This window comes from Pseudorhodoplanes sp. (assembly GCF_035565795.1).
Classification (GTDB): Bacteria; Pseudomonadota; Alphaproteobacteria; order Rhizobiales; family Xanthobacteraceae; genus Pseudorhodoplanes.
Map to the genome: position 1 here is coordinate 1 of NZ_DATMRV010000259.1, position 13,009 is coordinate 13,009.

Here is a 13,009-nt window from a genome sequence, read left to right on the forward strand (position 1 = left end):
CAGCGCGAATTGTCCGTTCGCGGCTGCGGCACGCTCGACGGTATCGGCGAGCTTCATGTTCAGCGCCGCGCGATTTGCGAGGTCAGTCAGGGGATCGTGGTGCGCAAGATGGGCGATGCGCTTTTCGTAGCGCTTGCGCTCAGTCACATCCTCGATGACCGTCAGAAGGTATTCCGCATCATTATTTTTGCCGCCGATGGCGACGCGCTTGGACGCGACATCAAGCAGCCGCCCGTCGAGTGTGCGCGTAACGTGGAAGTCCTCCTTCATGTGCCCGGAGCGCAGGGCGTCGCGATCGCGCGCGAGGATGAGATCGGCCTGATCCTTTGGGAAAATCTCTTCGGTGGTCTTGCCGATCAGATCTTCCTTCTTCGCGCCGAGGAGTTGTTCGCCGGCCCGGTTGACGAAAATGTAGACGCCGGTTCTCGCGTCCTTCACCACCAGCATTTCCGGGATGTTCTCGACGACAGCACGCAGCATGTGCCGGGCGCGCTGCAACTCCCTTTCGCCACTCACATGTTCGGTGACGTCGGCGATGACGTTCAGGATGTATTCCGGCTGGCCGTCCTTGCCCGGGATGGCGATGCGCGTGGATGTGACATCGCGCGTCCGGCCATCGAACGTGTTAACTTCCCGGCTCTCGATGGTGAATTTGCCGCTGTTGAGCACTTCCTCGTCGCGACGGCGAACCTCGAGGGCCTCCTGTTCGGGAAATAACTCGTCGCCTGTCTTGCCGATGAAATAGTCCTTTGTGACCCCGAACAGGGCTTCGCCGGCGCGATTGACGAAGACGTAAGCCCTTGTCCTGGCATCTTTTACGATCAACGTTTCCGGAACATTCTCGACCACCGTGCGCAGCATGTTCCGCGTGCGCTGCAACTCCTTCTCGTCGCGCCGGCGCTCGGTAATGTCTTCATGGGTCGCGACCCACCCGCCGCCGCCGGTCGGCTGGTTGGTGACGCAGAAAGTACGGCCGTCGGCGAATTCGGCGATCTTGGTCAGCGGCTCGCCGGCGCGCATCTTCGTTCGCAGTTCGATGAGATAGTCGTCGATGTCGTCGAAGAAGGTGTTGGTTTGCACCCGCAATTCGAGGACGCGCCGGATCGACACGCCAGGTTTCATCTCCTCGTGTGGCAGATCGTAGATTTCGATGAAGCGGTCGTTGCAGACGACAAGTTCGCCCGCGGCATTGAACATGACCAGGCCCTGAACCATGTGGTTGACTGCGGTGTCGATCCGCTCGTTGGCTTCCTCCAGCGCAACGGTCTGTTCGGCGAGTCGTGCCTCGCGTTCGATGATCGCCGCCTTCGACGCCGCAAGCTGCGCGAATTGATGCCAGAGCGCGTAGATCAGGAGGAGGGAGCAGATCAGGGCGATCAGAGCGCCAATCCCGATCGTCATCGCGCGGTATCTCCAGCTCGCCAGAGCCTCCCCCGGCGGGATGCCGGCATTCACGACCAGCGGGACGTCCTTCAAGAGCCTGACGGCCATCAGTCGCGAAGTGCCGTCGAAGTTGCCGCTTGTGTGATAGAGCCCGCCGCCCTTCTTGACCGTGTCGTACCATGCCGAATCGACAGGCAGTCGTTGGCCCATCAGCCCCTCGACATAGGGATGGCGCACCAATGCCAGGCCGTCATCGCGCAGTAGCGTCAAGGACAGCCTGCGGGATGAGGTCAGGGCGTCATAGACATGATGGAAATAGGAGGGCTTCACGCCGGCGAGGACGACGCCGAGGAACTCGCCGCTTGGTCCGTTGATACGTTTTGCAAAGAAGATGTTCGGCTTGTCGCTGACGCGGTTTTTCACCACCTCGCTCACGTAGAGCCGGGATCCGGGATTGTCGCGCGCAAAGGTGAAGTAATCCCGGTCGGAAAGGTCCGTGGACGCGACGGGCCAGCCTCGCGATGCGTTGACGTGCCGGCCGTGCTGGTCGATCACGGCCATGACTTCCGTCTGCGGCAGCCGCGACAGCCGGTCCAGCAGGTAGAGATGGGTCGCTTCGCTGCGAAGGATAGCGTCGAAATTCTCGGCGGGGAGCGCACGCCTGCCCAGGTGTTCCGCAATTTCCGATGTCGCGAGGTCGACGGACTGAACCGCGCGCGCGGTCTGTTCGGCGAGCATTGTCGCGATGTCGTTGGTGTCGTTGATCGCGTCTTCCATCGCGTCCTGGCGCAGCGCAACCAGAGTAATCGCAATCGCGACCACCGAGGCGCCGATCAATCCCAGCGCCACCAGCAGCAATCCGCGAAACGACACGCGAGGCAAGGAAGAAAGCAAGGTCCGACGCTCCCGGACTTTTGAGTTTCTTCCTGAATAACGATCCCGGTTTCCGGAATCGTGAAAGGCTAAGTTCAATTCGTCGTTGTTCTGAACGAACGATTACTGCTCACTTGGTCAAATTGATCCTTGCCGGTGCCCGTTTCGTTAACCAACGCGCACCGGCTGGACTGAAATAACGTCAGGGCATCGGGATTTCGCCGACGTCCTTGGGCACCTTGTAGCCGCGCTGGACCGCCGGGCGTTGGGCAATCGTGGTGTACCAGCGCTTTACGTTCGGGAACTTGGCGAGATCGATCTCCTGCCATTCGAAGCGGGAGATCCACGGCCAGGTCGCGATGTCGGCGATGGAATAGTCGCCGGCCAGGAATTCGCGGCCTTCCAGGCGCCGGTCGAGCACGCCATAGAGGCGCTGCGCCTCCTTCGAATAGCGCTCCTCGGCATAGGTCGACTTGCCCTTGTTGTACTTCACGAAGTGATGCACCTGGCCGAGCATCGGGCCGACGCCGCCCATCTGCCACATCAGCCATTCGATTACGCGATAGCGACCTTCGCCGTCCTTCGGCATCAGCTTGCCGGTCTTGTCGGCGAGATAGATCAGGATCGCGCCGCTCTCGAACAGCGACATACCGTTGTCGTTGTCGACGATCGCCGGGATACGGTTGTTCGGTGAAATCTTCAGGAAGGCCGGGGCAAATTGTTCGTCCTTGGAAATATCGATGGCGTGCGCCTTGTAGGTCAGTCCGAGTTCCTCCAGCGCAATCGAGACCTTGCGTCCGTTCGGCGTTGTCCAGGTATAGAGATCGATCATCGTTTCCTCAGTTCACGTCAGTTGCTTCTGATCAGCGCCGGGGCGGCGAAACGTACTAACGCGGCACGGCGTTTTTCACCACCTTTCCGTCTTTCATGATGACAAAAAACGATTTGGCGGGATCGGCAATGAGCTGGATGTTTTCAATTGGATTGCCGTCGACGAGGATCAGGTCGGCGAGCGCCCCTTCCTCTACCACGCCGAGTTTTCCGGCATAGGGACTGCGCAACCCCGACAGGGCCAGCAGTTCGGCATTGGTGGATGTCGCCATCTTCAACAGCTCTGCGGGCGTGTACCAGCGGGTCATCTTGGCGAGCATCGCGCCGTGGCGAGGGGCAAGATGGGGAGAGAACAGAATGTCGGTGCCGAAAGCTGTCTTGATGCCGAATTTCTTCGCGAGGCCATACGCGCGATCGGTGCCGGCCATGACCTGCGCCTTCTTGTATTGCTGGATCGAGCCGGGCGGGAATTGCACGGCATCCTCATCGTCAAGGAACGGCTGGATGCTGAGCCAGATGCCTTTGTCCGCCATCATCTTTGCGGTGGCTTCGTCCATGAGATGACCGTGCTCGATGCATTTGACGCCGGCGGCGATCGCGCGCTGGATCGCGGCTGACGTATAGGCATGCACCGTCACATAGGTGCCCCAGTTTTCCGCGGCTTCGACAGCCGCCCGCAATTCGGCTTCGGTAAATGTCGATACGTCGATCGGTGAGTGCGGGGAGGCGACGCCGCCTCCGGCGGTCAGCTTGATCTGCGAGGCACCGAACATGAGCTGTTCGCGCACGCGCGTACGCACCATATCCGGACTGTCCGCGATCATGGCGCCGCCAATCTCTTCCACGCGGCTGAGCGGACCGCCGGGCGTGCGGGGGAGTTCGTAGGTCTGACGAAAATCACCGTGACCGCTGGTCACGGTGATCATGGCGCCGGACGGAAAGATTCGCGGTCCGGGAATGATGCCTTCGTCGATCGCTCGCTTGAGACTGAAAGCCGGCCCGCCGAGATCGCGGATTGTCGTAAAGCCGCGCATCAATGTGTCGTTCGCCTCTGCGGCTGCGACGAGCGTCGTGTAGCCGACATCGTTCACCATCGCCGCGACGGGATTGGGGCGCACCAGCATGGTGTGCCAGTGTGCGTCGATCAGGCCCGGCATCAGCGTTCGCCCGCCGCCGGCGATCACGGTGGTCGCGGGATCGACCGCGATTGGTGCTGTCGAGATGCGCTCGATCGTGTTGCCTTTGATGAGGACATTCGAGGGCGCGGTGAGTGTCTCGCTCTTGCCGTCGAAGATGCGGACGTTGTTGAAGAGGGTTTGCGTACTCGCGGAAACGCTGAAGGCAAGTACGATCATTCCGGCGCACAGCAGCCGGACGGCGGCGGTCCTCATGGCGTCTCTCCCTGTGGGCGCTTTGCCTGAAGCAGGATGGCCTCAGGTCGTATCGTCATGCCCGCACGTGTCGCGGGCAGCCACATCGTCACACGTCAGGGTCGGAGGCCATTATGCTCCGACTGAGGCTCAGTCTTTCTTTTTTGCGCTTTCAGTCGAGCCAGCGCGGCTTCGATCGGGCGGAATGGGCCGAACTCGTGCTGCGCCTGGCTGAATCCATCGACATAGGGCCCGTAGGGCGTATCAATGGGCTTCAGCAGGAGATCCGGAAAATCCTTTTCGCGGTCTGCCTTTTTCGGGCGGGGACGCGAAATCATGTACGCGGCGACATCCCAGGAATCCTGGGCCGAGAGCCGCGGCTGCGTATAGCTTGTGCCGTTCGGCATGTTGAAGTGGATGAAATTCGCCGCCGTGATCAGCCGCGACATGCCGGCGCCGTCATTGAAACTGTCCGGACCCCATAGCGGCGGGTTGAGGTATCCGAACGACGGCAAGGCGGGATCGCGCAGCATGCCTTCACCGTTGGCCTGATGGCACTGCGCGCAGGCGCGCATATAGACGATGCGTCCGCGCGCCGGATTGGCCGCGGACCGCAGCAGCGGCATCCGGCCGGCGCCAAGGCCCGCAAGTTTTTCGCCGCGCATGGTACCGGCGGACAGGAATTTGATGTAGGCGACGAACGCCTGCATCTCCGGCGAGTCGTCCGGCAGCGGCTTGCCGTTCATGCTTCGCGTCATGCAGGAATTGACGCGGTCCTCGATCGAGATTTCCGCGCCCGAGCGCGCCGAGTAGTGCGGGAAGTTGTCATACAGCCCCCACAGCGGCAGACCGAATTTCTTGGTGCCGGCATTCAGGTGGCAATTGCTGCAGGCGAGGTTGTTGCCGGCATAGCGTTTGTTCGCGTCCGCGACGGCGGGGCCGATATGGGCATAGGTCGCGGTCACGAGGTCGCGGCCGCGGCGGATCAGCATGCCTCTTTCGTCATAGGGCAGGGTTCCGACCTGCGGCACCGACCAGTTCGGATCGGCCGGCGCGTAAATGTCCTGCGCCCGCAACGGTTCGATGATCGCAAGGAGGGCGAGCAGCGCGGCGGCCAGAGACCCTGCGTGCAATGCGCCTCTCAACGTTAGCTCCCGCGATAGGTCGAATAGCTCCAGGGCGTGACCAGGAGCGGTACATGATAATGCCCTTCCGGTTCGGCAATCGAAAAACGGATGGGAACCACATCGAGGAAAGCCGGGTCGGATTGTGCGGTGCCATTGGCGGCGAAATAATCCGCGACCGCGAATTGCAATTCGTATGACCCGATACGCAGCGGTCCGCCTGCGATCAGCGGCTGATCGGTGCGCCCATCAGAATTGGTCAGCGCCTCCGCCAGCAGCGAGCGCGCACTCGCGCCGATTTCATAGAGCGAGATCCTGACGCCCTTGGCCGGCTTGCCGCTGACATTGTCGAGCACATGCGTCGAAAGCCGCCCTTCCGTCTTCGGCTTGCCGGGGCCGTCGACGCGTGCGACCAGGCGCAGCCGCGTGATCAGCGCGATCTCGTCGAGCGCGGCCTTGCGTTCGGTGTCGGCATCGTTGTCGAGCCGCCGCCGGAATTCCTTCAGGATCGAGTCCCGCGTGTGCCGCCGCACGCAGATGATGAACGGTATCCCGAACTTCTCCGCATAGGCTTCGTTCAGCGCGGTGAAGGTCTTGAATTCCGCGTCGCTCAGGCGGTCGAGGCCGAGCGAGCCCTGTTCGGCCTGCGAGTCCGCGGTGAGGTCGAGCCGCTTTACCTTGGAGCCGAGTTCCGGATGGGCGCGGATGAAGGCGAGCTGCCGTTCGGGCGGGCTCGCCCGCACCACGCCCATCATCGCCTCGTGCAATGCAGCAACCGTCGCAAAGGGCCGGTGGCCGAAGGCCGCGTCGGCGACCCAGGAGGCATGCTCAAAAACGTCTCCGATCGCCGCCGAGAAGGCCGGCAGCGGCAGCGAATTCAGCGATTCCAAGGTGAACATCTGGCTCATGTTCCACGACAATAACGGATGGCGCGAGAAAAGTCATTGATAACAATGACGAAATTCCCCTATTGGGAATATTCCCCCCTTGCATTAGGAAGAAGGGGGTTACTTTTTCGACCCGCCTAAAATTTCGCTCACATCCAATTGAACCGGTCCCGGACTTCCCGCGACCAAACCATGAGCCGACCGTCACGATGCAGCAAACATCAGACGAAGTCCTGATCCAGCGGATCGCAGGCGGTGATCGGCTCGCCATGCAGGTGCTGTTCGCACGACACCATGTACGGGTCTACCGGTTCGTTCTTCGCCTGGTTCGTAACGAGTCCACGGCGGAGGATCTGATCAGCGAGGTCTTCCTCGATGTCTGGCGGCAAGCCGGACGCTTCGAGGGCCGCTCTGCGGTTTCGACCTGGCTGCTCGCCATCGCAAGGTTCAAGGCTCTTTCGGCCCTTCGGGGTCGCAAGGAGGCGGAACTGGACGATGAAGTTGCAGAGGCGATCGAGGACGATTCAGACACGCCCGAAGCCGCCATGCAGAAGAAGGATACGAGCGCGATCCTGCGGAAGTGCATTGAAACACTGACGCCGGATCATCGGGAGATCATCGATCTGGTCTACTACCACGAGAAGTCCGTGGAAGAAGTCGCAGAGATCGTCGGGATCCCGGAGAATACCGTCAAGACGCGCATGTTTTATGCGCGGAAAAAATTGGCGGAATCCTTGAAGGCGGCGGGAATCGAAAGAGGTTGGCCATGAGCACCACAATGAAAAACGCGCCGGAGCGCGAAGAGATCGAAGTCCTGCTGCCCTGGTATGCCGCAGGCACGCTGAATCGCCGCGACACCGCGCGTGTCGAGCAGGCGCTCGCGAACGACAAGGAACTGGCGCGCCAGTTCGAGATGGTGCGCGAGGAACTCGGCGAGACCATCGTTGTCAATGAATCGCTCGGCGCTCCGTCGCAGCGCGCGATGAAGGCGCTGTTCGAGAAGATCGACGCCGAGCCCGCGCGACAGCCGGCCGCCGTGTCGTTCAACCTGATGAGCCGCATCAGCGAATTCATGGCGAGCCTGTCGCCGCGGACGCTGGCTTATGCCGGTGGCGTGGCAGCGATCGCACTCCTCCTGCAGGCCGGCGTGATCGGCAAGCTGGTCGGCGAGCGCACGGGATCGTTCGACATGGCATCGGCTCCGGTCACCACCTCGGTGCCGCGTGGCGTCGAGACGCTGGTCCGCTTCTCGCCGCAAGCCAATGCCGCCGAAATCTCGGAATTCCTGAAGGCCAATAACGCCACGATCATCGACAGCTCGACCGACGGGAACTTCCGGCTCCGGATCCCCGCCAAGAAAGAGCAGACTGCCGAAATCGTGAAAAAGCTTGGCGAGAGCAAGGTGGTAACCTTGGTGTTGCCGGCCACCAACTAAGGCGGCAGAGCGCCTGCGCTCCGGCTGACCGGAGCGCCTTCGGAACGATGCCTCTCGGAGGTTTCAGTCATGCAGCTCACGCGCAACCGGCAGATCGTGATCGCGGTGTCGGCTTTGGCCGCGGCCGCTTTCAGTGCAGCATTCTCCGGTGCGGCTTCCGCCCAGACCTATCACGGCGGTGGCCGCTATACGGTTCAGAGCGCGCCCGCGAACCCGCAGCCGCGCAAGGTCGTCAAGCCGCGCGGACCAAGCGAGGCGCAGGCCCGGCCGGTGCAGTCGGTCACGCCGGCGCCGGCAGCGAACGCTGTTCCCGCGCCTGGTGTTGACGAACCCGCTCAGCCCACGACGCAGCTGCCGCGACAGACCAGTGGCGTGCCGGTCGCCGGCGAACGGCGCTTCGTTGCGAACGAAGTGGTGATCGAGGTTGCTGGCCGTCCCAGCCAGCAGCAAGTCGACGCCATGGCGCGGCGCCACGGCCTGAACCGCCAGGAGTCGCAAAGCTTCGAGCTTAGCGGCACGACAATGTTCCGCTGGAATATACCCGATGGCCGCAGCGTCGCCTCGGTCATCCGTAGCCTCGAGGCGGATTCGACAATCCTGTCGGTGCAGCCGAACTATCGTTACACGCTCCAGCAGTCGAAGTCCGGGCAGGGCGGCCTCCAGTACGCGGTGGAGAAGCTTCACCTGACGCGCGCGCATGAACTGGCGCGAGGCGACCGGGTGTTGGTCGCCATCATCGATTCCGGCATCGATGTCGACCATCCGGAGTTGCAGGGCGCGATCGAGGATTCCTTCAATCCGGCCGGCGGCGATGGTTCGCCGCATTCGCACGGCACCAGCATTGCCGGTGCGATCGTTGCGAAGTCCAAGCTGATTGGTGTCGCTCCAAATGCACGCATCCTTGCGGTGCGCGCTTTCGACCCTACCGCAGCGAGCGCTGAAGGTACGACCTTCAGCATCCTGAAGGGACTGGAATGGGCGACCGGCAAGGGCGCCCGTGTGATCAACATGAGCTTCGCGGGCCCGCAGGATCCGATCATGGCGCGCCTGCTTGCGGCTGCGAGCAAGCGCGGGATCGTCCTGGTTGCTGCGGCTGGCAATGCCGGTCCGAAGTCGCCGCCGCTCTTTCCCGCGTCCGATCCGAATGTTATCGCGGTCACCGCGACCGATTCCGATGACAAGCTGTTCCAGGGGTCGAACCGCGGACATCATGTTGCGGTGGCTGCGCCTGGTGTGCGGGTGCTGCTGCCGATCCCCGGCGGCAATTACGACATGACCACAGGCACCTCGTTTGCAGCGGCTCATATCAGCGGCATTGCCGCGCTGATCCTGGAGCGCGAACCGGGATTGTCGCCGGACTCGGTGCGTCGCGTGCTGCTCTCGACCGCGCACGATCTCGGCCCCGCCGGCCGCGACAAGGATTTCGGCGCTGGTCTTGCGGACGCCTTCGAGGCATTGCGCGCCGTTGGTGGACGCTCGGACGCGGTTGCCGGCGGGAACAGCCAGGGCAGTGGTCGTTAGGCTTTGTCACGTATTTGCATGAAGGTTCTGCGGAAGACGTTGTTCGCCGTCGCGATCGGATGCGCTGTGGCGACGCCCGCGCTCGGCCAGAAGGCGCCTCTGCCTGTCCATCTTTCCGATGGCGATTCATTTGCACTCGGCGGCGAACGCTACCGCCTTTATGGAATCGACGCGCCCGAGCTTCATCAGGAATGCACCGACGCCAAAGGCAAGAGCTGGCCCTGCGGGACGCGCGCGCGGTCCGAACTGCGCCGGATCATCGGCACGCATCCTGTCCAATGCCGGACGCTCTCCACGGATCGCTACGGACGCTACATTGCGGTGTGTCACGCCGGTGGCCGCGATCTTGCCGAAGAGATGGTCCGGGCCGGATTTGCTACGGCCATGGACCGGCGCGGGTCCGCCAATCCCTATGAGCTGGCCCAGGCGGAGGCGCGTTCGGACAAGCGCGGGATATGGGCGGGCCGTTTCGATATGCCGGACGAGTGGCGGCGGGCCCATCCGCGCGATCCCGATACGCAAGCGACCGAGACGCCGCGTGACTGGCTGCTGCGCAAGAGCGCCGAACTCTGGCAGTCGATCAGAGACTGGGTACGTCAGCCGGCTGAGCGCTGACGTCGCGCCGGCCAACAGATTGCCGGCCTGCCATTGAACCGGACGGCGGATTCCCACGACCAATCAGGGCAACAGGGATTGCGGATGGCATCTCGCCGCCGCCCATCGTGTGACCGGTACGCGCGCCCCTTCCACCCTGTGCCGGTCCGCTTGACCCGTCCGGCATGTCCCCGCCGGGCGGGTCTTTTCGTTTCGAAAAGCGACACTTTGCCTGGGGCAACCAACCGAATTGTGAAGGGCGAGCGCGCTTCGCGTGTATTTTGATATTCAGCAGGCGCTTGGAATTGCGATAGGATTTCCTCGATCGCGGCCGGATCTGGCCGAAACCCTTCACGTTGCTTTGAGACTTTGAACGCGATTTGCGAAGCCGGACACAAACAACCGACACGGCGTGTCACGCCGCGCGTCGCAACGATTGCAATGGGAGACCACAATGAGCGGTCGTCTACGAGTGAGTAGCCCGGTTCAGGGGTTCGCCATCGCGGCCGCATTCGGCCTCGGGCTGACCTTTGCCGGCGCTGCCAATGCTGCCCCGCCAAGCGACCCTGTCGCGAAGGCGGCTTACGATGTTCTCGAAAAGCACTGCGCTCGCTGCCACCAGACCGGTCAGCTGAGTCAGAAGGACCTCGATGGTGTCGAACACAAGCGCGAAAACGCCGCGAGCAATTTCGGCAACGTGCTGAATCTCGAAGAGATCGCGGCCAACCCGCATTACGTTCTGCCGGGCAATGCGAAGGGCTCGCGTCTCTTTAGTGAAATCATCAACGAGAAGATGCCTTACGATTGGGCGAACGGGCAGGGCAAGTTCGATCCGGTGTCCCCGGAAGAACTCGCTGCGCTCGAAGGCTGGATCAACGGGCTGCGCATCAGCTGCGATCCCAAGGCCTATGTCAGCCACTCCGACATGATCGGCATGATTGCGGCCGACATCGAGCGCGAGCGGATCGCACAGCGCCGCAAGGGCATGCGTTACATCACGCTGACGCATCTTGCGAATGCCTGTACGGATGAAAAGGCGATGAAGGTCTATCGTCAGGGGGTCATCAAGCTGCTCAACAGCCTGAGCCGGTCGCCGGACGTCGTGCGTTTCACGCCGATCGATCCGGGCGAGACCATCATCCGCGTCAATCTCGACGAACTCGGCTGGACTGCGGAGGATTGGGAAACCATCCTGAAGTCTTATCCGTACAAGATGCAGCCGGACACGAGCTACAAGAACCTGCTCGTCTCGGCGACCGACAGCAAGATGCCGTATGTGCGCGGCGACTGGTTCGCCTTCACGGCTTCGCGGCCGGGCATGTACGAGAAGCTGCTGAAGCTTGCGCCGGACTTCAACAAGCTGGCGAAGGAGGAGGGCGTCGACATCGAGGCCAACCTGCAGAGGTTCATCGCCCAGCGCGCGGCGTTCCAGGTGTCGGGCGTGAGCCGCAACAACCGCATGATCGAGCGGCATCCGTCGCGTAACGGCTATTTCTGGACCTCGTATGACTTTGCCGGCAACAAGGGCAAACAGAACCTGTACGAGCATCCGCTTGGCCCGAAAGGCGAGAACGCCTTCAAGCATGACGGTGGCGAAACCATCTTCAGCCTGCCGAACGGTTTCCAGGCCTATTATCTGAACACGGCCGACGGCAAGGCGTTGAACACTGGTCCGACCAACATCGTGCAGGACAAGCGCGCCAAGGACCTTGCGGTGACGAACGGCATCTCCTGCATGGGCTGCCATGAGTTCGGCATGATCAAGGCCAAGGACGAGGTCCGCAAGATCGCGCTCGGCGGCCCTGGTGGCAAAGCCTTCTCGCGTTCGGAGCTGCGCGAAATTGAGGCGCTCTATATCGAGAACGAACGTATGGACAAGGTTCTCGAAGGCGACGCCAAGCGCTTCCAGGACGCCATGTACCGCGCCGGTCTCGATCCGAACCTGAACTATAACGGGCTCGAGATGATCACCGCTCTGTCCCAGCGTTACGAGCAGGACGTCGACCTGACCATGGCGGCAGCCGAGCTCGGTATGCGCAAGGAAGAGTTCCTGCAGGCCACCAGCGGCGGCTTCAACTCCTCGCTGATTCCGACCGTCCGTCGGCTCCAGCAGAACTCGTTGCCGCGTGACCAGTTCGAGGAGAAATACCGTCAACTGGCCGAACTCGGCGACGAGGAGCCGATCGACGAAGGCGTCCAGGTCTCCGACAACAGGAACGGCGTGCAGAAGGTCAAGACCGACGTCGACTTCGCCCTGACCTCGGACAAGGATGTCTACAAGCTCGGCGAGACTCCGGTGTTCACGGTCGTCTCCTCGAAGGACTGCTTCCTGACGCTGACCAATATCGACGAGAAGGACACGCTGACGGTTCTCCTGCCGAACAAGTTCCAGCAGGATAACCGGATCAAGGCCGGTGTCCCGGTCAGCTTCCCGGGTGCGAAGTCGCCGTTCGTCTACAAGCTCGGCGACAAGGGCAGGGAAACGGTGATGGCTGTGTGCAGCGACAAGCCTGAAGTCGATGGCATCAAGCACGACTTCAACAAGGAACCGCTGACCACCGTCAAGAACAACACCCGGTCGATCGGCGAGCGCCTGCAGAAGCAGGGTTCGACCCGCAAGATCGATATCCTGCCGGCTCCGGGTGGCGTTGCTGCAGCGCCGAAGAATGGTGGTGCCGAGGCTCCGGCGCCGAAGACTTCGGGCAGCGACATCAAGCGGACCGCGATCAAGATCGACGTCCGCTGATCGAAGCCGGTTGGCCGCCGCATCTGCAGCGGCCAGCCCCTCCGAAAGAAGAAGGGAAGCCCGCCCGCGATTTTTCGCAGGCGGGCTTTACCATTTCCGCAAGACGTGCAGTCATGTCGATTGGGACAGACGTTGGGCAGGCGTCGAAGGCATGAGCGGCGAGATTATTCTCGAAACAAGAGACTTGACCAAGGAATTTGCGGGTTTTGTTGCGGTCAGTGGCGTCAATCTGAAGGTAGAGCGGG

At 62.0% G+C, this 13,009-nt stretch carries 10 protein-coding genes and 1 pseudogene; 6 read left to right on the plus strand and 5 right to left on the minus strand.

Features of this window, described 5'->3' with window-relative positions:
* From VNZ93_RS23415 to uraD, 5 genes are all read right to left on the minus strand, one after another.
* Positions 1-2,277, minus strand: a 2,277-nt coding sequence (locus VNZ93_RS23415) for a PAS domain S-box protein (RefSeq protein ID WP_325711155.1), incomplete at its 3' end; no start/stop codon positions are given.
* Between the two features lie 181 nt (positions 2,278-2,458).
* Positions 2,459-3,088 carry a glutathione S-transferase family protein gene (locus VNZ93_RS23420; RefSeq protein WP_325711158.1) on the minus strand — a complete coding sequence of 210 codons (630 nt, stop codon included), beginning with the start codon at positions 3,086-3,088 and terminating at the stop codon, positions 2,459-2,461.
* Positions 3,089-3,143: 55 nt separating this feature from the next.
* Positions 3,144-4,442 carry an amidohydrolase family protein gene (locus VNZ93_RS23425; protein ID WP_325711179.1) on the minus strand — a complete coding sequence of 433 codons (1,299 nt, stop codon included), beginning with the start codon at positions 4,440-4,442 and terminating at the stop codon, positions 3,144-3,146.
* 131 nt (positions 4,443-4,573) lie between these two features.
* On the minus strand, positions 4,574-5,602 hold the full coding sequence (locus VNZ93_RS23430; protein ID WP_414710174.1) for a c-type cytochrome: 1,029 nt from the start codon (positions 5,600-5,602) through the stop codon (positions 4,574-4,576).
* 2 nt (positions 5,603-5,604) lie between these two features.
* On the minus strand, positions 5,605-6,489 hold the full coding sequence (gene uraD, locus VNZ93_RS23435; RefSeq protein ID WP_325711164.1) for a 2-oxo-4-hydroxy-4-carboxy-5-ureidoimidazoline decarboxylase: 885 nt from the start codon (positions 6,487-6,489) through the stop codon (positions 5,605-5,607).
* 188 nt (positions 6,490-6,677) lie between these two features.
* Here uraD and VNZ93_RS23440 point away from each other — a divergent pair, with 188 nt between their 5' ends.
* The 6 genes and pseudogenes from VNZ93_RS23440 to VNZ93_RS23465 all read left to right on the plus strand — a co-directional run.
* Entirely contained in the window at positions 6,678-7,238 is a 561-nt protein-coding gene (locus tag VNZ93_RS23440; protein WP_325711167.1) for a sigma-70 family RNA polymerase sigma factor, read from the plus strand.
* A complete protein-coding gene (locus VNZ93_RS23445; RefSeq protein WP_325711170.1) occupies positions 7,235-7,903 on the plus strand; it encodes a hypothetical protein in 669 nt (222 codons plus the stop codon). Before VNZ93_RS23440 ends, VNZ93_RS23445 begins: the two co-directional genes overlap by 4 nt.
* Before the next feature lie 69 nt (positions 7,904-7,972).
* On the plus strand, positions 7,973-9,424 hold the full coding sequence (locus VNZ93_RS23450) for a S8 family serine peptidase (protein WP_325711172.1): 1,452 nt from the start codon (positions 7,973-7,975) through the stop codon (positions 9,422-9,424).
* Between the two features lie 18 nt (positions 9,425-9,442).
* The gene (locus VNZ93_RS23455) at positions 9,443-10,039 is read left to right on the plus strand and encodes a thermonuclease family protein (RefSeq protein ID WP_325711174.1); all 597 of its coding nucleotides are present in this window, start codon (positions 9,443-9,445) and stop codon (positions 10,037-10,039) included.
* A 433-nt stretch (positions 10,040-10,472) separates the two neighbouring features.
* Entirely contained in the window at positions 10,473-12,764 is a 2,292-nt protein-coding gene (locus tag VNZ93_RS23460) for a DUF4384 domain-containing protein (protein ID WP_325711176.1), read from the plus strand.
* Between the two features lie 151 nt (positions 12,765-12,915).
* A pseudogene (locus tag VNZ93_RS23465) lies at positions 12,916-13,009 on the plus strand (ABC transporter ATP-binding protein); the annotation flags it as partial.

Bases quoted from the DNA above. Each gene is read 5' to 3' on its own strand.
- VNZ93_RS23420 (WP_325711158.1), bottom strand. From the start codon at position 3,088: ATGATCGATCTCTATACCTGGACAACGCCGAACGGACGCAAGGTCTCG.
- VNZ93_RS23425 (WP_325711179.1), bottom strand. From the start codon at position 4,442: ATGATCGTACTTGCCTTCAGCGTTTCCGCGAGTACGCAAACCCTCTTC.
- uraD (WP_325711164.1), bottom strand. From the start codon at position 6,489: ATGAGCCAGATGTTCACCTTGGAATCGCTGAATTCGCTGCCGCTGCCG.
- VNZ93_RS23440 (WP_325711167.1), top strand. From the start codon at position 6,678: ATGCAGCAAACATCAGACGAAGTCCTGATCCAGCGGATCGCAGGCGGT.
- VNZ93_RS23445 (WP_325711170.1), top strand. From the start codon at position 7,235: ATGAGCACCACAATGAAAAACGCGCCGGAGCGCGAAGAGATCGAAGTC.
- VNZ93_RS23450 (WP_325711172.1), top strand. From the start codon at position 7,973: ATGCAGCTCACGCGCAACCGGCAGATCGTGATCGCGGTGTCGGCTTTG.
- VNZ93_RS23455 (WP_325711174.1), top strand. From the start codon at position 9,443: ATGAAGGTTCTGCGGAAGACGTTGTTCGCCGTCGCGATCGGATGCGCT.
- VNZ93_RS23460 (WP_325711176.1), top strand. From the start codon at position 10,473: ATGAGCGGTCGTCTACGAGTGAGTAGCCCGGTTCAGGGGTTCGCCATC.